An 18916-nucleotide genomic window follows, 5' to 3' on the forward strand; every position below is an offset into this window, starting at 1 on the left:
CGTGCGGTGTCATCCGTTTCATCCGGACGAGAAGGAGAATGCCGGCTTGGCTGGGTTTGAGGCTGATCTGCTCGCATTGATGCCGCGCCTGCGGCGATTTGCCAGGGCGCTTGCCCGCGATGCGGCGGATGCCGACGATCTGTGCCAGATGGCGCTCGAAAAGGCGTTGCTCGCGCGTGCCTCATGGCAGCCGGGCACGCGTCTAGATAGCTGGATGTACCGTATCATGCGCAATGCCTGGATAGATGTAGCCCGCAGCCGTACCCGCGCGGCACAGACCTTCGTTGCCGAAGAGGCGGGGGCCGAGGTCGGCGACGATGGCGGCACCGAAGCGCGGGCCATGCGCCGCGACATCGATGCGGCGATGGATGCACTGCCCGACGAGCAGCGCGAGGCTGTGGCGCTGGTGCTGGTCGAAGGGCTGGCCTATCGCGAGGCGGCAGAAATTCTGGATATTCCAATGGGTACGCTCACCTCTCGGTTGGTGCGCGGGCGGCAGGCGCTGATGGCGCGACTGGGAGAAGCGGCATGAGCATCGATCCGGAAACGCTGATGGCCTATGCCGATGGCGAACTCGGCGCGATCGACGCGAAGCGGGTCGAGCGCGCGATTGCGGAGGATCCGGCGCTGGCCGCGCAACTGGAGGAGCATCGCGCGCTGCGATCGATGCTGGGGGCGCATTTCGGCCCGATCGCGGCCGAACCCGTGCCCGATCGGCTTGCGTCGATGCTGACGAGCAACGTGTTGGCACTCCCCGTGCGGCCTCGGCCCGCTGCGCCGAAATGGCTGGGATGGAGCGGTGCCATTGCAGCGTCGCTGGTGGTCGGGCTGGTGATCGGCCAGGGCTGGGACCGCGGCGGCGTGGTCCGCAGCGTCCATGGTCAGCTCTATGCCGCCGGCCCGCTCGCCCATGCGCTGAATGACACGCTGGCTTCGGCGCAGGGCGAGACGCGCGTGCCGGTAAGCTTCCGCGATCGCAGCGGCGCCTATTGCCGTGTCTTCACCTCGCCGAGCACCGACGGCATCGCCTGCCGCGACGGGCAGGGATGGTCGCTCCGTCAGACGCGCGCGGGCGAGGCCGGTGCCGCCACAGCCTATGCCCAGGCGGGCTCGCACGACGCCGCGCTGATGGCGGCCGCGCAGGAGATGATGGCGGGCGACCCGCTCGACGCCGCAGCCGAAAAGCGCGCGCGCGATGGGGGCTGGCGATAGGGCGATGGGTTAGCGGTCGTAGTCGATGATTGCCTGGGCACGGGCACGTTGCAGATGCTCGTGCGCGCCGGCGGATTCTTCCGGCAACACCACCGGTACGGTCAGGCACAGGCTTTGGGTCGGCAGCACGTCGCGCCATTGGCTGATCAGTCGCTTATAGGCTGCGCCAACCGGGCGGATTTTGCGGTCGAGATCGTATAGGCCCAGCGGGTTGACGGTGCCGTTCTGCTCGCGCAGCGCACTGTCCCAATCGACCTGATCGGTCAGCGAATACCAGGTGAAGCCCACCACCGGCACCCCGTCGTTGCGGACGCGCAACACGTTCGCCCATTGCTTCCACAACCAGTCGACCGCCTCATGCCCGGTTGCGCCCTGACTGAGATTGGTCTCGGTGTGCATCACCGGTAGCCGATAGCGATCATGATATTGGCGGGTGATCTCGCTATAGCCGAATATCTCGCCCGAGGCGCGCGTCGATCCGTCGGCGGCGACGCGGTGCTCGTTGGTGATGTAATAGTCGTTCCCCATGATGCAGTGCTGCTTCAGGTGGTTGTCGAGGAAGAAGTGATATTCCTCCCGCGTCATGCCGTTCTCGGCGAGATATTCGTACATTTCGGAATCGACGCGGCGGCCATAGTTGAGATCGAGCGACAGGAAGCGCTGGGCGTTCATCAGCTCGGCCGGGCCGATCGCCGCCGGGGATTCTGCGTGAAAATATTCGGAGGATTCGCTCTGGATGAAGATCGCGTCGGGCCGCACCTGCAGAATGGCGCGCATCGCCAGCACATTGGCCTTCACGATGTGCTTGAGCGCCGTGACGAAGGCGGTGTCGCTGCGTAGCTGCTCGTTCCACCAGCCATAGCGCGCCGAGAAGGTGGCGCAGATATACATCTCGTTGATCGGCGTATAGAGCTGCACCCAGGAAAAACGCCGGGCGAAACTGCCCGCGTAACCGGCAAACAGGTCCGGGAAGTCGGGGTTCTGGAAGTTGCCGATCCAGTCCGGCACGCCGAAATGGCACAGGTCGACGATCGGCATCAGGTTGCGGCGCTTGAGCTCCGCGAAGGTCTGGTCGGCAAAGTCCCAGTCATGCTTGCCAGGCCCCAGCCAGGTCTTGTGGATCGGCGGCCCATAGCGGAGATAGCCGATGCCCATTTCCGCCACGAGCGCGAAGTCTTCCTGCCAGCGCGCGTAATGGCCGCAGCGTTCCATTTCGTCGACGCGGGTACGGCCGTTGTCGATGGTGGGGACGCTGTTCTCGACGCCGGTGGCGAACATGAAGGTAGCGATGCGAAATCTCCTGAGTCCGGTCCCGGCATCAACGCAGGAGCGGGGAACGGGGAGCCGCGCGGCAATAAAAAGGGCGCCGGCACGCGGTGCCGACGCCCTCTTTTCGCAAAGACGCGACTTACCAGTGGATGCGGATCGTGGCGTTGCCCGAATGCGCATCGGCATTCCCGAGGCCGGTGTAGCGATAGCGCAAGTCGAGCGATACATTGCGCGACAGGTCCGCTGTCAGACCCGCTTCGCTGCGCAGCTGGGTGCGGCCGGTCGAAACCGAACGGGTGCCGAAGCGGGCATCCGCCAGATTTGCCTGTAGCACGGTACGTTCTGCGCCGAGCTGCTGCACGGCCATCGCCGAGACATAAGGATGCAAGACTGCCTTGTTACCGGCAGCGACGGTGCCGTCGACGCGAAGACCGGCGCGTCCGGTCCAGGCGCGGCGATGGGTGCCGTCGAAGCGCAGCGCGCTGAGCGTGCCGCCGGTTTCGCGGAACCCGTCGCGCTCCACCCGGTCGAACGCGATGCCTGCAACTGGCGTCACGCCCAGCTTGCCCAGGTCGAACCGGCGCCCCGCCTCGACATCGCCGCCATAGGAAAAGCCCATGCCGCCGCCCTTCAGCGCCTCGGCCGTGTCGCCGAGCTGGACGGTGCGGCGGACCTTGTAGGCATCGACATTGAAGTCGATCACGCCGGTCAGATAGCTGCCGGCCCGGTTCCACGCCGCATAGAGCGCGCCCCCATAGGCGTTCGTCTTGGCGGTGCCGAGTGCCGTGACGCTGGTGTCGACATGCTTGTAGCTTGCCGCCACGCCGAGCACGAGGTTGCGGGTCGCGCGCCGATCGACGCCCAGCGTGTAGCCATAGCTGGTCGAGCGATAGCCATTGCCGGTCGCATCGGCGCTGACATCGATCCGCTGGGCGTTGAACGCGCCCCACAGGCCGTTGTGCGGCTGCCCGGCTGCGGCGTCGTTGCCGCGGGTGCGTACCCTGCCGACCATCGTGTCGCGGACCGTCTGGTTGGCTTGTAGCTGCGCTTCCATAGCGTCGGCGTGGATGCCGCCGGCGAGCTGTTGGAAGGTCGTACCGATGCGATCCGCCGACAGCGGCGCCAGGCTGGCGAACAGCGCGCCGGTGCGGCTGGCGCTGCGGGCGCCGGAGTCCGGGCGCACCGCATCCATTGTTGCGGCCGCCCGAACGGCATTCGCACCGCTCTTTCCGCTCAGATAGGCAGCATAGCTGTCCGGCGTCACGGTCAGCAGGATCGCATTCGGGCGATACACCACGGCGAAGCGGGTATTGGGCGACAGCCCCTGGCCCGGCTGCGTCAGTGCATCGAAGCTGCCCGCCACGCCCCCTTCCGCCGTGACGATCTGGAACATCTGGCCGATGGCGGGGGTGAAGCTGTTCGTGGCATTGCCGGTAATGCCGCGCAACTGGGGCTTGAGCGTCCCGGCTGCGGTGTAGACGCTGTTCGCACCGGTCAGCACCAGCGTGTCGTAATGACCCGCGCCGATACCCGGCGTGGTACCGTCGACGTCGATCGCCAGCGTGCTGCCCGGCGCCTGGGTGACGCTGCCGGCGACGACCAGCTGACCGGGCGAGTTGCCCGGCGCAAGCGTGCCGGCGACCTGCATATTGCCCTGCACGGCGCCGTTGCCCCGCGCGGTGCCGCCGGCATCGACGAACACGTTGCCGGCAAACACGGCGTCAAAGCTCATCGCGCCCTGCTGCACGCAGGCGCCGATCGTGTTCGACGCTGCCGCAGCCAGCACCAGCGTGCCGCTGCCCTGTTTGATGAGGCAGGTGCTGCCGCTGCTGCCGCCGGTCATCCGCACGGTGTTCGCACCGGTGTCCAGCACGCCGCCGCCGGCGCCGAACAGCACGGCCTGGCTGATCGTCAGATCGCTGCCGGCGTTGAACTGCGTTGCGTTGCGCAGCAGGATCGCGCCACCGCTGGTGCCGATCGAAGTCTGGTTGGTGGCGACCACGCGACCGCCCGATACGTCGAGCGTAAGGCCCTGCACGGTGCCCGACAGCGTGAGTACGCCCGCGCCAGACTTGGCGAGGATGCCGGTGCCGCTCAGATTGCCGGTAAAGGTTCCGTCGGTCGGCTGGGCGAATTCCAGCACGGCGTTGTTGACGATATTGCCGGTGAGGCTGCTCGTGTTGCCGACCAGCCTTCCCTCCAGCACGGTGGTGCCGCCGGTATAGCTGTTCGGACCGGTAAGGGTGAGGGTACCCCCACCGCTCTTCACCAGTGCGCCCGAGCCGGACATGGCGCCAGCATAGGTGCCGTTGCTCGACTGTGCGAAGGCTACAGTGCCGCTGTTGGCGATGGCGCCCTGCAACGATGTCGTGTCGCCTGCGAGCGTTCCGCCGAGGACCGAGGTGCCACCGGTATAGCTGTTCGGGCCGGTGAGGGTGAGGGTGCCCACACCGCTCTTCACCAGTGCGCCCGAGCCGGACATGGCGCCAGCATAGGTGCCGTTGCTCGCCTGCGCGAAGGCTACGGTGCCGCTGTTGGCGATGGGACCCTGCAGCGATGTGGTGTCGCCAGCGAGCGTGCCGCCGAGGACCGAGGTGCCGCCGGTGTAGCTGTTCGGACCGGACAGGGTGAGGGCACCCGTGCCGCTCTTCACCAGTGTGCCGCTGCCGGACATTGCGCCGGCATAGGTGCCGTTGCTCGCCTGTGCGAAGGCGACAGTGCCGTTGTTGGCAATGGCGCCCTGCAGCGAGGTTGTGTCGCCCGCGAGCGTGCCGGCGAGCACGGAGGTGCCGCCGGTGTAGCTGTTCGGACCGGACAGGGTGAGCGTACCTGCACCGCTCTTCACCAGTGCGCCCGAGCCGGAGATGGTGCCGGCATAGGTGCCGTCGCTGCCCTGCGCGAAGGCGACGGTGCCGCTGTTGGCGATGGCGCCCTGCAGCGAGGTCGTATCGCCCGCGAGCGTGCCCGCAAGGACCGAGGTGCCGCCGGTATAGCTGTTCGCTCCCGACAAGGTCAGCGTGCCGGTGCCGGTCTTGGTCAGACCGCCGGTGCCGCTGAGAACGCCCGTCAGCGCCGTCTGGTTCGAACCGGTGTCGATCGTGCCGCCGCCGGTGTCGAGGCTGAGATCGGTAGCCAGCGACTGACTCGAAGCGAACGCGATGGTACCGCCGGCGAGCACGGGGTTGAACGAGCCGGATGCCACGTCGGTCGGGGCCACGGTGGTCGAGATATTGGTGCGTCCGCCGGCGGCGCCGGAAATCGCGCGGCTGATGTCGGTGCCGAAGATGTACGAATAGTCGAGCACGATGCTCTGGCCGGTCAGCAGACCGCCGATGTTGAAGCCCAGGCCGATCGTGTTGTCGCCATTGCCGACATTGGTGCCTGCCAGATAGGAGGCCGTGTCGGTGGTCCAGCCGGTCACTGCAGCGTTATGCGTGGTGCTCGAGCTGGTATAGAGGCCGATGACATATTTGGATGCCAGCGCCTCGGCATAGACCAGATCGGTTGCCGGCACGCTGCCATTGCCGCGAAAATTGTTGGTCGCGCTGCTGTCCCCGGGGGCGGCGCGCGCGTCAGGATCGAGGGCGCGCGAAAAGGCGACATTGGTCATGTCGCTCAACGCCGTGATTTTCGTGCGGATGCCGATCTGCTGGCTGGTGGTGTTGAAATAGTAATCGTTGGTCAGCGTGAACTGGCTGCCATAGGTGCCCGTCCACACCGCGCGATGGTCATAGGTGGAACCGTCGAATGCCACGCCGCTATAATCGGTCAACGTACCGGTGAAGCCGACCCGACCGGCATTGTTGTTCACCACGGCAGACATGCCGGTAGCGGTGACTACAAAGCCTTCGAAGGGCGAGCCGGGGGTCAGATAGTCATAGGCGGTGTTGAACGTGTGCGACCCGGTGCCGTCGTACAGAATGCCCGGTTCGGTGTTGCCGCCATAGCCCAGGGTGCCGACATTGCCGTTCACGCCGATCTTGATGAAATCGCCTGTGAGGATGACCGACTGCGCCCGCGCAGCGCCCGGCGCCATGAACGCGCCTGCAAGCGCGAGGCCGGCCAGCGTCGTGGGCAAGGAAAGCGTCGAGGACAGCGACAGGGAACGGCGCATCCGCCGGATTTCTGGCAAGCGGCGGCTGATCCCGCCCGCAGTCGCGTCGAGGCGTTCGTTCCTAGCAATCATAGCGTTCCTGTTGTTGGCGAGATGCGCCAATGCCCGAGTGACGCCGACAGAGGCGTGGACTACGGATACATCCGTGCACGGGCTCACGCGGCGACGGCAGGGAATTCCCACCGCACCGACATTATAGACGGCGAAGTCGCAGGCAGTTGCCGTGACAGCGGAAATAAAACAGCTACGCCGGGTAGTTGCTGGTTAATGCTTGCAATTGCCGTAAGGGCGAAGGCTTGCCCTGGTGCAGGTCGAAGGTGGCTTGTTCGACTTGCCTTTCGCTTCCGTCGTACGATGGCAATCCCTATTTTGGTCGGATCAGCCCTTCCTGCGTCACGCTCGCCACCAGTCGTCCGTCGCGGGCATAGATGCTGCCGCGGTTGAAGCCGCGGGCGTGCCCGGCCCAGGGGCTGTCGGTCGCATAGAGCAGCCATTCGTCAAAGCGGAACGGCTCGTGCAGCCATAGCGCGTGGTCGAGGCTGGCGGTCTGCACCTGCCCGGTCATCCAACTGACGCCGTGCGGCAGCATGCAGGTGCCGAACAGCGTCATGTCGCTGGCATAGGCGAGCATCGCGCGGTGCAGCGCGGGCTCGTCGGGCAGGGGAGCGACGACGCGGAACCAGCTATATTGGCGCGGTTCGCGTGGTTCCGGGCGAAACCAGTTGCGCGGATTGACCGGCCGGATTTCGATCGGCCGCGCGCGCAGGAAGAAGGGGCGCAGCTTTTCCAGTACCTGATCACGGATTTCGTCGCGCAGATCGGCTTCGGACCGAAGCTCCTCCGGCGGCGGCACGTCGGGCATCGCGTCCTGATGGTGCAGCCCTTCGGCGGGCAGCTGGAAGGACGCCGCCATGTTGAGGATCGGCTTGCCCTTCTGCATCGCGATCACGCGGCGATTGGCAAAGCTGCGCCCTTCGAAATCGCGCACCACGCGGTAGAGGATGGGATAATCCTCATCGCCGGGCCGCATGAAATATGCGTGCAGCGAATGGGCGATCTTGTCGTCCTCGATCGAACGCTGCGCCGCCTGAAGCGCCTGCGCGATCACCTGCCCGCCGAACACCCGGCCAACGCCGCCCGGCTGGCGGGGGCCGCGATACAGGTCGGTGTCGAGCGTTTCGACGTCGAGCAGTGCTGTCAGGCCGGCGACCAGCGCCTCGGGGGATTTCGGTTCGCCCATCAATATCCTGCTGCTTCCGCCAGCGCGTTGGCGTGGTAGTTCGAATCGCCGAAAATCTCGGCCAGCACGCGGGCGCGCTTCATGTAGAAGCCGATGTCATATTCGTCGGTCATGCCGATGCCGCCATGCATCTGGATACCCTCCTGCACGGCAAGCGTGGTGGCAAGCCCGGTCATCGCCTTGGCGACCGCGACGGCTTCGTCGGCAGGTTGGCCGGCGTCGAGCAGTTGCTGCGCCTTCAGCGTGGCGGCGCGGGCGACTTCCAGCTCGCTATAGAGGTGCGCGGCGCGGTGCTGGAGAGCCTGGAAGCTGCCGATCGCCACGCCGAACTGCTTGCGTTCCTTGAGATAGCCGAGCGTCATGTCGGTCGCGCCGCTGCCCACGCCGAGCAGTTCGGCCGAGGCCCCGGCGCCGGCAGCCCGCAACAGCCGGCCGAGCGGATCGGCGCCCGCGTCAATCTCACCCACCACGGCATCGGCGGTGACTTCGACGCCGTCGAAGGTGGCATGTGCGGCGAGGCTGGAGTCGGTGAGCCGCTCAGGGCGGAGGTCCAGCCCGGCGGCCTTGGGGTCGATGGCGAACAGCGTAATCCCCTCCGCGTCTGTATCGCTGCCGGCGGTGCGTGCGGATACCAGGATCAGATCGGCGGCATGGGCGTGATGGGCAAAGCGCTTGGTCCCGGTCAGGCGGAAGCCGTTGCCGGCCCGCTCGGCCTTGAGCGCCACGGCGCGGCCGAACTTTGCCTTCTCGTCATGCGCGATCGCGATTACCGCCTCGCCCGCGACGATGCCGGGAAACCAGCGGTCGGCATGGGCGCTGCCCTTCAGCGCCTCGACCGCCGCGACGGCGGTGGAGAGGAAGGGGGAGGGGGTGAGGTTGCGGCCGATTTCCTCCAGCACCACACCCGCCTCGACATGGCCGAGGCCGAGGCCGCCTTGCGCCTCCGGCACCAATATGCCGGTCAGGCCCATCTCGGCGAACTGCTTCCACAGGTCGCGGCTGAAGCCGGTCGGGTCGTTCGCGTCGCGTAGCGCGCGCAGGTGGCGGACGGGGGCGTGGTCGGCGACGAACGCCCGCGCGGTGTCTCGGAGCATGGCCTGTTCGTCGGTCAGATAGAGGGGCATCGCTTGTCCCTTCAAAGCTCCCTCTCCCTTTGGGAGAGGGGTGGGGTGAGGGTGGCTGGGGGAGGGGCTGTCGATCACCCTCACCCTTCCGCCGCTTGCGGCGGCTCCCTCCCTCTCCCAAGGGGAGAGGGAGTTTAGGGTTCAGCCCGGCAATTCCAGAATCCGCTTGGCGATGATGTTGAGCTGGATCTCGCTCGTCCCTCCCTCGATCGAGTTGGCCTTGGTGCGCAGCCAGGCGCGGGGCTTGGCGCCCCTCGCCGAGGCGTCGCTCTCCCACTCCAGCGCATCCGATCCGCCGGCAGCCATCACCAGTTCGTGGCGCGCCTTGTTCAGCTCGGTGCCGTAGTATTTCATCATGCTCGGCTGGGCGGGATGGGCGCGGCCGGCCTTCAGCTCGTCGATGAACCGCTCGGACATCGCCGAAAAGGCCCGCGCCCGTACCTCGAACAGCGCGATCTGCGCGCGCAGCAGCGGGTCGGCCAGCCGGCCTTCGGCATCAAGCCCGATCGTCGCGATCGCGCCTTCGACCAGCGGATTGCCGCCGGTGCCGCCCAGCCCCATGCCGGAGATCATCTCGCGCTCATGGCCGAGCAGGTATTTGGCGACGTCCCAGCCCTTGTTCTCGTCGTGAATGCGCTGCGACTTGGGCACCTTCACATTGTCGAAGAAGGTTTCGCAGAACGGCGAATAGCCGGAGATCAGCAGGATCGGCTTGGTCGAGACGCCCGGCGAGGCCATGTCGAACAACAGGAAGCTGATGCCGCCCTGCTTCGCCTCCTTGCTGGTACGGACAAGGCAGAAAATCCAGTCGGCCTTGTCGGCATAGCTGGTCCAAACCTTCTGCCCGTTGACGATATAATGGTCGCCGGCATCCTCCGCCCAGGTCTGGAGGCCGGCAAGGTCGGACCCCGCATTGGGCTCCGAATAGCCCTGGCACCAGCGAATCTCGCCGCGCGCGATCCTGGGCAGATGCTCGAGCTTCTGTTCCTCGGTGCCATATTTGAGCAGCGCCGGCCCGAGCATCGAGATGCCGAAGCTGCTGAGCGGGTTGCGCGCCTTGATCCGCGCCATTTCCTCGCGCAGCACCTTGGTTTCGGCGGGGGAAAGGCCGCCGCCGCCATAGGCCTGGGGCCAGTCAGGCACGGTCCAGCCGCGCGCGGCCATGCGGTCCATCCACAGCTTCTGGTCGGGATGGCTCCATTCGGGATTGCGACCACCCCAGGCCATGTCCTTTTCGGACCGCACCGGTTCGCGCATCGCAGGCGGGCAGTTCGCCTCCAGCCACGCGCGGGTTTCGGCGCGGAACGTGTCGAGAGCGTCGTTCATCATCCTCTCCATCCAAACCCCTCTCCCTTTGGGAGAGGGAGGGGCCCGCCGCCGTCAGGCGGTGGGAGGGTGAGGATGGCTTTTTCAGCCGATTATCCCGTCACCCTCACCCTTCCGGCGCTGCGCGCCTCCCTCCCTCTCCCAGGGGGAGAGGGAGAGCGGGTGCATCACCGGTTGAACTTCTCGCCCTTCTCCGCCTTCTCGCGGAGCAGCGGGGCGACCTCGAAGCCGTATTTCTCCAGGCCTTCTACGATCTTCTTCAGGCCCTCGGTGTCGGCCCAGAACATCGGCCCGCCCCGGTACGGGGGCCAGCCATAGCCATAGACCCACACCACATCGATGTCGCTCGCCCGCTGGGCCATGCCCTCGGCGAGGATCAGCGCGCCTTCGTTGACCATGGTGTAAAGCGTGCGGACGACGATCTCCTCCTCGGTGATCTCGTGGCTCGGCACACCCAGCTTGCCGCGCCATTCCTCGATCAGCTCGGCGACGCGCGGGCTGTTCGAAGGCTGCCGCTTCTCGTCATAGTCATAGAAACCGGCGCCCTTCTTCTGGCCCCAGCGGCCTTCGGCGGCGAGCGCGTCGCGGATATTCTCGATGCGGTTGGGATCGCGGTGCCAGCCGATGTCGACGCCGGCGAGATCGGCCATCTGGAACGGTCCCATCGGCATACCGAAGGCGACATGGACCTTGTCGATCTGCTCAGGCGTGGCGCCTTCGAGCAGCATCTTGGTGGCTTCCACCTGGCGCGGCATCAGCATTCGGTTGCCGATGAAGCCGTAGCAGACGCCGGCAATGACGGCGACTTTCTTGATCTTCTTGCTGAGCGCCATGGCGGTCGCCAGCACATCGTCGGCGGTCTTGGCGCCGCGGACGATCTCGAGCAGCTTCATCACATTGGCCGGCGAGAAGAAGTGCAGGCCCACCACGTCCTGCGGGCGGCTGGTGGCGGCGGCGATCTCGTCGATGTTGAGATAGCTGGTGTTCGAGGCAAGGATCGCGCCCGGCTTGGCAATCTTGTCGAGCCGGCCGAACACGTCCTTTTTCACGTCCATGCTCTCATAGACGGCCTCGATGATCAGGTCGCACTCGGCCAGATCGTCGAAGTTGAGCGTGGGCTTGAGGAGCCCCATCGCCTTTTCGACCTGTTCGGCGGTCATGCGGCCCTTGGCGGCGGTCGCCTCGTAATTCTTGCGCATCACGCCGGTGCCGCGATCGAGCGCTTCCTGTGCCATTTCGACGATAGTCACCGGCACGCCCGCCGAGAGGAAGTTCATGCTGATACCGCCGCCCATCGTGCCGGCGCCGATCACGCCGACGCGCTTGATATCGCGCAGCTGGATGTCCTCGGCGATGCCGTCGATCTTCGCCGCCTTGCGCTCGGCGAAGAAGATGTGGCGCAGCGCTGCCGACTGGGTGCCCATGATCAGCCTCATGAAGCCCATACGTTCGGCCTGAACACCCTCGGCATAGGGCTTGCCGGCGGTCTGCTCGATCAGGTCAATGATGGTGTTCGGCGCGTCGAGGCCACGAAAACGCTTAGCATTAGCAGCACGAAATGCCTGGAAAACCGCGGGATCGATGGTCACCGGACGCTCGCTGGAGCGCGACACCGGCTTGCCGATCACGTCGTTCGCAAAGGCAACGGCATCGGCCAGCAGGCTGTCTTCGCCCGCAAGGCGATCAACCAGTCCGGCGTCCTTGGCCTGGGCGGCCGAGATCGGATCGCCCTTGGTCGCCATTTCCAGCGCCACTTCGACGCCGGCGACGCGCGGCATGCGCTGGGTGCCGCCCGCGCCGGGAAGGATGCCCAGCTTCACTTCGGGCAAGCCGAACTTCGCCGATGGGACGGCGATGCGATAGTGGGAGGCGAGCGCCACTTCGCAGCCGCCGCCGAGCGCCGTGCCATGGACCGCCGAAATCACCGGCTTGTCGAGCGCCTCGATCTGGTCGACCAGCACCGGCAGCGACGGCTCGGCCATCGCCTTGCCGAACTCGGTGATGTCGGCACCCGCAAAGAAGGTCTTGCCGGCGCAGATGATGACGACCGCCTTGATGCTGTCGTCGCCCTTGGCTTCCTCGATGCCGGCCTGCAGCCCCTGCCGCACCGCCGCGCCGAGCGCGTTCACCGGCGGATTGTCAGAGGTGAGGATCAGGACATCGCCCTGACGGCTGGTGGTAATCACGGACATGGTAACGAACTCCTCGGTTCGGATGGCCGGCTGACGGCCGGGATGGGGTGAAGGGAAGGGGCAAGGCAATGAGGGCGAACCGCGCTACTCGCCTTCATCCCCGCGAAGGCGGGGATCCATTGGCGCTGGTGCTGCGGTTCCTTCCCCCGGCGCACCGGCAAATGGATTCCCGCCTTCGCGGGAATGACGACGGGAAAAGAGGCGAGGTCTCCCATCACCGCGTCAGCGCCGAATAGATCAGCGTCTTCAGCTCGCGCCGGATCGGGTAGAGCATCGACGGGGAAAACTGGGTCATGAACACCATGGAGATCCGTTCGACCGGATCGATGAAAAAGGCAGTCGAGAACATGCCGCCCCAGTAAAATTCGCCGACGGAGCCGGGGATCATCGTTTTCGCGACATCCAGGTTGACGGCGAAGCCCAGGCCAAAGCCGGTGCCGGCGTTGGTCGCCTCGCTGAACAGCGCGCGCGACATGGCGGTCAGGTCGCGGCCGCCGGGCAGGTGGTTCATCGTCATCAATTCGATCGTCTTGCGCGAGACGATCCGCACGCCGCCCAGTTCACCCCGGTTGAGCAACATCGTGTTGAACCGGTGATAATCGAGCGCAGTTGAAACCAGCCCGCCGCCGCCCGACAGCAGCCGCGGAAAGCGCGCCCAGGCCGAGTCAGCACCGCGATCGTACATGACGCGACCTTCGCCCTGCTTCATCGTCCAGCAGTCGGACAGGCGATCGATCTTCTCCGCCGGCACCTGAAAGAAGCTGTCGTGCATGCCGAGCGGCGCGAAAATGCGCTCGGCAAAGAAGCGGTCGAGCGTCAGTCCGCTCAGCCGCTCCACCACCGCGCCCAGCACGTCGGTGGAGACCGAGTAATTCCATTCCTCTCCCGGCGAAAATTCGAGCGGCAGCTTGCCCAGCGCTTCGACAAAGCCGTCGAGCGTGAGGTTGGCATGCCAGCTTTCGATCCGCCCCTCGCGATAGGCGGCGTCGACATTGGTACGATTCTGGAAGCTGTAGGTCAGGCCCGAGGTGTGGCGCAGCAGGTCGATCATCCGCATCGGCTGCGCGGTGGGCCTGGTGACGAACGGAACCCCGCCGCCGCCGCCGGCATAGACGCCGACGTGCCTGAACTCGGGCAGCACATGGTGGACCGGCGTGTCGAGCGCGACCAGCCCTTCCTCCACCAGCATCATGAACGCCAGGCTGGTGACCGGCTTGGTCATCGACGCGATGCGGAACAGCGTGGCTTCGTCCACCGGCACGCCACCCTCGCGGGCAGCGCCCTGGTGCGAGAAATGGACGATATGGCCGTCGCGGGCGAGCAGCAGCTGTGCGTGCGGCAGCTTGCCCGAATCGAGGTACCGCGCCTTCACAAAGGCATCGATCCGCGCGAGTCGGGCGGGGTCGAAGCCGTGCGTCCGGGGGTCTACGATCTGCATCGCTGCGGGCATACCTCTCGTTCGAATCCTGTTCAATGCACCTTCTTGTGGGCGTCTTCATCCTATTGCCTTGAGCGCGCCGGGAATCAACACTAACGTCGCAACCGGTTGGTGCTTTGCGCCAAACCCAATGTTCGGAACTGGATGGAGAGTGCTGCCGTGACCCTCGACCCGATCGTGCCGCTGCCCGTTGACTGGCCGAAATGTTCGATGGCGCAGGCAGAGGCGATGCTGACTGCACCCGGTGCGCGATTCGAGATCGATACGGTAGAGATCCGCGGCGTCCCGACCCGCGTGTGGAAGAACGCGCCACCCTCCACCGCGATCCTCCAGCGGCTGGTGCGTGCCTATGGCGAGCGCGTCTTCACTATCTATCAGGACGAGCGGGTCAGTTACGAGGCAAATTACCGCGCCGTGTGCCATCTGGCCGCGTGGATGCAGGGGCAGGGGGTGCAGAAGGGCGACCGGATTGCGCTTGCCATGCGCAACCTGCCCGAATGGCCGACGATCTTCTTCGCCGCGACCAGCATCGGCGCGATCCTCGTTCCGCTCAACGCGTGGTGGACCGGTGCCGAGCTCGAATATGGCCTGAAGGACTCGGGCGCCAAATTGCTGTTCGTCGATGGCGAGCGGCACGAGCGGCTGAACCAATGCTATGATCTGCTGCCGGCGCTGGAACAGGTGGTGGTCAGCCGCCAGCGCGGTGCGGTGGAGGGCGGGGCGGTCACGCTCGATTCGATCGTCGGCCCCTGCAACGACTGGGCGGGGCTTGCCGACATTCCCTTTCCCGAAGTCGCGATCGCGCCCGAGGACGATGCGACCTTGTTCTACACCAGCGGCACCACCGGCAATCCCAAGGGCGCGGTGGGCACGCACCGCAACATCATGACCAACATTCTGACCAGCGGCTATGCCAGCGCGCGGATGATGCTGCGGCGGGGCGAGGTTCCCCCCGCGATGCCGCCGCACAAGGTGGGCCTGCTGGTGATACCGCTGTTTCACGTCACCGCGTGCAGCGCCGGGTTGATGCCGATGATCGCCGCTGGCGGCACCACCGTGTTCATGCGTCGCTGGGAGCCGGTGGAAGCAATGGAGATCATCCAGCGCGAGCGGGTCAATATGACCGGCGGCGTGCCGACGATCGCCTGGCAGCTGCTCGAACACCCCGAGCGCGGCAATTATGACCTGTCGAGCCTGGAGAGCATTTCCTATGGCGGCGCGCCCTCGGCGCCCGAACTGGTGAAGCGCATCCATGCCGAATTCGGCGCGCTGCCCGGCAATGGCTGGGGCATGACCGAGACGATGGCGACCGTAACCGTGCATGCGGCGGAGGATTATCTCGCCCGCCCGACCAGCGCCGGGCCGGCGGTGCCGGTCGCCGAGCTCAAGATCATGAGTGTGGAGGGCCAACACGAATTGCCCGTCGGCGAAGTCGGCGAACTGTGGACCAAGGGGCCGATGGTCGTGAAGGGCTATTGGAACAGGCCCGAGGCGACCGCCGAAACTTTCCGCGACGGCTGGGTGCGCACCGGCGATCTGGCGCGGCTGGACGAGGAAGGCTTCCTCTATATTGTCGACCGGGCGAAGGACATCATCATCCGCGGCGGCGAGAATATCTATTCGTCCGAAGTCGAGGACGTGCTCTACGCGCATCCCGCCGTCACCGACGCCGCACTGATCGGCATTCCGCACAAGACGTTGGGGGAAGAGCCGGTGGCCGTCGTCCATCTCGCTCCCGGCATGACCGCCACCGAAGCCGAGTTGCAGGACTGGGTGCGCGCGCGAATCGCCGCATTCAAGGTGCCGGTCGCGGTTCGCTTTTCCGCAGAGACTCTGCCGCGCAATGCCAATGGCAAGATTCTGAAAAAGGATCTGAAGGCGCTGTTCACGGGAGAAGCCGTCGCGTGAACGAAAGGGCGGGCAGCCCGCACCAGCGATTGCCCCGATTCGCCGGGCCTCCTAGAGTGGCGCCGGAAGGAATGTTGCGTGAATCAGCGGACGGAATCGGTGGACGGCCTGGCAGACGATGTGCCCGACTTCGGGGCACTGCCCAATCCGCTGGAGGCGGATGAGGGTGACGAGTCGCTGGATCCGAGCCTGAAGCGTGACCGGCTGATGGCGGCTATGGTGCTCATCGCCGGCATGGGCCTTGTGCTCGCGCTGCCCTTTGCCCTGCAGGCGGGCGCGCGTTTCTTTCTGCCGCTCACCGCCGCGCTGGTCATCGCCATCGCGCTGGTGCCGTTGCTCGAATGGCTGGAGCGTCACCGCATGCCGGCGCCGCTCGCCTCGTTCCTGTGCGTGCTGCTGTTCCTCAGCGCGGCGAATATCGCGCTTGCCTCGATCGTCGTGCCTGCCTGGCAATGGGTCCGACGGCTGCCGGAGAGCATTCCGCAGATCCAGCATAATCTGGAGCCGGTGATTCGCTTCTATTCGAACCTCGAGCGGTTCGTGAACAAGACGCTCAACAATTTCGCCGCGTCGCCCGTGCGCCAGCCGATCGCGGCGCCGACCTCGCCGCCGACGTCGCTGCTCGATCTGTTCACCACCTCGGCGCCCTCGGCGCTGATCGAGATGTTCTTCGCCATCCTCGTCATCTACTTCTTTCTCGCCGGCTGGACGCGGCTGCGGCGCCGGGCGATCACCAGCCGGTCGAGCTTCGGCGGGGCGATGGCGACGGCGCGGGTGATCCAGGACGTGGTCGACGATACCTCGGCCTATCTGGGCACGATCACGCTGATCAACATTCTGCTCGGCCTGATCGTTGCGGGCGCGCTGTGGATGATGAAGATGCCGACGCCGCTGATGTGGGGCGGCATCGTCGCGCTGCTCAACTACATCCCCTATATCGGCCCGGTGATCGCGGCGCTGCTGCTCGCGGTGGGCGGCCTGATGAGCTTCGGCGAGATCGGCTGGGCAATGGCGCCGCCGGTGGTGATGATCGCCGCGCATCTGATCGAGGCGAATGTGGTGACGCCGCTGATCGTCGGCCACCGGTTGACGATCAACCCGATCATGATCCTTATTTCGCTGAGCTTCTGGGGCTGGGTGTGGGGCACCACCGGCGCGCTGCTGGCGGTGCCGCTGCTGATCATTATCCAGACCGTGCTCAACGCGGCCGGCAAGCCCGATATTGCCGGATTCCTGTTCGAACACGGCACGCTGGTGCGTGATCCGGCGGCGACGCGGGGCCATCGTCGTGCCGGACTCGATCAATCCGGTTGACACCCCCAGAACCTCTCGCTAGTGGCCGCCTCCTCGCTTGGAACGAGCGGGTGTAGCTCAGTTGGTTAGAGCGCCGGCCTGTCACGCCGGAGGTCGCGGGTTCGAGCCCCGTCACTCGCGCCATGCGCCGCAAGCGGTGCAGGGTCTCGGTCCAGAGGGATCATCGACATGACGCGATGAGCGCGGGCGCACCAACCGGTGCAGGCCGTATCACGCGGGTGTAGCTCAGTTGGTTAGAGCGCCGGCCTGTCACGCCGGAGGTCGCGGGTTCGAGCCCCGTCACTCGCGCCACGGCGCATATTCGCCGTCAGCGCCAACGCCCCGTCTCCATCCAGCGCAACAGCGGCCCCAGCGGCAGAATCCACACCACGCCGGTCAGTACATAGATCAGGGTCTGGACGAGAATCGGCAGCGCGCCGATCCTGCCCGAGAAACTGGTAACCAGCACCACCCACACCAGGATCAGTCCGACGATTGCCAGCACGCCGGCCGGCTTGCGCCACGAGGGATTCACGGTTCCGCGTGCCATCGCATTCCTTCTTCGGTCACCACCGCGTGCAGCGGCAGATCCCAGATATCGGCCGGGATCGCCGGGACTTCCTGTACCGACCATGCGACGCCGACTCGCCATGCCTGGTCGAACCGGGCGAAGGCGCGGTCATAATGGCCGGCGCCCTGGCCCAGCCGGTTGAGTCGGGGGTCGAAGCCGACCAGCGGCGTCAGGATCACGTCGGGCGCCAATTCCGGGCTCGATTCGTCGGGCTGGCGCAGGCCGAACGGCCCTTGCACCAGCGATACGCCCATTTCCCAGGCAAGGAAGCGGATGGGGCTGGCGCGATCGACAACATGGGGCAGGGCCAGCCGGCATCCCCGCTCGGCAGCAGCGGCGGCGAGCTGGGTGGGGTCGGCTTCGCTGCCCACCGCGCAATAGGTTGCGACGATCTGGCCGGGCACCAGCCGTTCGATGAAGGGTTCGGGTGCGACGATTGCCGTTATGGACTCGGCTGCGAACCGGTCGCGATCGGCCCGCAGCCGGGCGCGCAGGGCGGCTTTGTCCTGAATCATGGTAGTGGCGGGACCACCATGGGCCGTTGGCCTGAATATCCACCGACGCACAGAACGTCAGGTGGGAACCATGTGTGACAGACCAGGATCTGCACAGGGACAGCTCCCATGGATGATGATTATAGCCTCAGGGATAATTGCTAAGGCTCGCACCGGGCAGTACCCGCCAACCCCTATCTAGGCGCTTGGCACGGGTTCCTCAAGTGCCGTGGCGACAGCTTCCAGCCGGTCCGCGATCCGCTCCAGCAGCATCGGCGAAATACCGTGCTTCGGATTGGTCTCGGCTTCGTCGAGCAGGTCGGCCAGGATCAGCGCGAGATAGACCAGGGTCCGCTCCGTATTGATGCCGCCCGACGCGCGCTGCGCCGTTGCGGCATGCTGGGCGATCAGCGTTTCCAGCTTCCGCAGATGCGGCTCCTCGCCCTCGCGCGCGGACACGCTGTAGCTGCGGCCGGCGATGCTGAGCGTGATTTCCGCCATCAGTCCTGTTCCTCGCCGGAGTCTGCGTGCGAAATAACGTCATCGAGCGCGGTTATCGCCTGCTGGACGCGCTCGCGCAGCAACTGGTGGCGGCGGGCTAGCCGCGCGGTCGAATAGGCACGGGCACTTGCTGCTGCTTCGATCCGCGCGAGCGCGGCTTCGATCCGCTCTGCTGCATCCTTGGACATGGAATGCCGATACCACCCTCGCATCCATCGGCAAGCCCCGGTGCGA

At 65.9% G+C, this 18916-nt stretch carries 15 protein-coding genes and 2 tRNA genes; 6 read left to right on the forward strand and 11 right to left on the reverse strand.

What is annotated here, in order from left to right:
- The first annotated feature begins 79 nt into the window (after positions 1–79).
- Both ACT53M_RS12800 and ACT53M_RS12805 read left to right on the forward strand, forming a co-directional pair.
- Complete coding sequence (locus ACT53M_RS12800; RefSeq protein ID WP_476233846.1) at positions 80–532, forward strand: RNA polymerase sigma factor; 453 nt, start codon at positions 80–82, stop codon at positions 530–532.
- A complete protein-coding gene (locus ACT53M_RS12805; protein ID WP_476233813.1) occupies positions 529–1212 on the forward strand; it encodes an anti-sigma factor family protein in 684 nt (227 codons plus the stop codon). The genes ACT53M_RS12800 and ACT53M_RS12805 overlap by 4 nt, the downstream gene beginning before the upstream one ends.
- Before the next feature lie 9 nt (positions 1213–1221).
- Here ACT53M_RS12805 and ACT53M_RS12810 read toward each other — a convergent pair whose 3' ends face one another.
- The 7 genes from ACT53M_RS12810 to ACT53M_RS12840 form a co-directional block, all read right to left on the reverse strand.
- Positions 1222–2490 (reverse strand): family 1 glycosylhydrolase, encoded by a 1269-nt coding sequence (locus tag ACT53M_RS12810; protein WP_476233814.1) that lies wholly within the window; start codon positions 2488–2490, stop codon positions 1222–1224.
- Positions 2491–2620: 130 nt separating this feature from the next.
- A complete protein-coding gene (locus tag ACT53M_RS12815) occupies positions 2621–6595 on the reverse strand; it encodes an autotransporter family protein (protein WP_476233815.1) in 3975 nt (1324 codons plus the stop codon).
- Positions 6596–6959: 364 nt separating this feature from the next.
- Positions 6960–7835, reverse strand: a complete 876-nt coding sequence (locus ACT53M_RS12820) for an acyl-CoA thioesterase (protein ID WP_476233816.1) — start codon at positions 7833–7835, stop codon at positions 6960–6962.
- A complete protein-coding gene (locus ACT53M_RS12825; protein ID WP_476233817.1) occupies positions 7835–8959 on the reverse strand; it encodes an acyl-CoA dehydrogenase family protein in 1125 nt (374 codons plus the stop codon). The genes ACT53M_RS12820 and ACT53M_RS12825 overlap by 1 nt, the downstream gene beginning before the upstream one ends.
- Positions 8960–9100: 141 nt before the next feature.
- Entirely contained in the window at positions 9101–10285 is a 1185-nt protein-coding gene (locus tag ACT53M_RS12830) for an acyl-CoA dehydrogenase family protein (protein ID WP_476233818.1), read from the reverse strand.
- Between the two features lie 167 nt (positions 10286–10452).
- Positions 10453–12477 (reverse strand): 3-hydroxyacyl-CoA dehydrogenase NAD-binding domain-containing protein, encoded by a 2025-nt coding sequence (locus ACT53M_RS12835; RefSeq protein ID WP_476233819.1) that lies wholly within the window; start codon positions 12475–12477, stop codon positions 10453–10455.
- A gap of 214 nt (positions 12478–12691) precedes the next feature.
- Positions 12692–13915, reverse strand: a complete 1224-nt coding sequence (locus ACT53M_RS12840) for a serine hydrolase domain-containing protein (protein ID WP_476233821.1) — start codon at positions 13913–13915, stop codon at positions 12692–12694.
- 144 nt (positions 13916–14059) lie between these two features.
- On the opposite strand from ACT53M_RS12840, the gene ACT53M_RS12845 reads away from it, so the two are divergent.
- The 4 genes from ACT53M_RS12845 (at position 14060) to ACT53M_RS12860 (ending at position 17428) form a co-directional block, all read left to right on the forward strand.
- Positions 14060–15823 carry a class I adenylate-forming enzyme family protein gene (locus ACT53M_RS12845; RefSeq protein ID WP_476233822.1) on the forward strand — a complete coding sequence of 588 codons (1764 nt, stop codon included), beginning with the start codon at positions 14060–14062 and terminating at the stop codon, positions 15821–15823.
- Positions 15824–15961: 138 nt separating this feature from the next.
- Entirely contained in the window at positions 15962–17137 is a 1176-nt protein-coding gene (locus ACT53M_RS12850) for an AI-2E family transporter (RefSeq protein WP_476233847.1), read from the forward strand.
- A 46-nt stretch (positions 17138–17183) separates the two neighbouring features.
- Positions 17184–17260, forward strand: a tRNA-Asp gene (locus ACT53M_RS12855).
- A 91-nt stretch (positions 17261–17351) separates the two neighbouring features.
- Positions 17352–17428: transfer RNA gene (locus ACT53M_RS12860), tRNA-Asp, on the forward strand.
- Positions 17429–17444: 16 nt separating this feature from the next.
- Here the strand turns inward: ACT53M_RS12860 and ACT53M_RS12865 are convergent.
- The 4 genes from ACT53M_RS12865 to ACT53M_RS12880 all read right to left on the reverse strand — a co-directional run bounded on the left by ACT53M_RS12865 (position 17445) and on the right by ACT53M_RS12880 (position 18870).
- Entirely contained in the window at positions 17445–17666 is a 222-nt protein-coding gene (locus ACT53M_RS12865) for a DUF2842 domain-containing protein (RefSeq protein WP_476229711.1), read from the reverse strand.
- Positions 17648–18202, reverse strand: coding sequence for a 5-formyltetrahydrofolate cyclo-ligase (locus tag ACT53M_RS12870; protein ID WP_476233823.1), 555 nt, complete (start codon positions 18200–18202; stop codon positions 17648–17650). The genes ACT53M_RS12865 and ACT53M_RS12870 overlap by 19 nt, the downstream gene beginning before the upstream one ends.
- 177 nt (positions 18203–18379) lie before the next feature.
- Positions 18380–18682, reverse strand: a complete 303-nt coding sequence (locus tag ACT53M_RS12875) for a cell division protein ZapA (protein ID WP_476233824.1) — start codon at positions 18680–18682, stop codon at positions 18380–18382.
- The gene (locus ACT53M_RS12880; RefSeq protein ID WP_476233826.1) at positions 18682–18870 is read right to left on the reverse strand and encodes a hypothetical protein; all 189 of its coding nucleotides are present in this window, start codon (positions 18868–18870) and stop codon (positions 18682–18684) included. Before ACT53M_RS12880 ends, ACT53M_RS12875 begins: the two co-directional genes overlap by 1 nt.
- Between the last annotated feature and the right edge of the window lie 46 nt (positions 18871–18916).

The sequence above is a fragment of the Sphingomonas sp. DMC6 genome, from assembly GCF_056314225.1.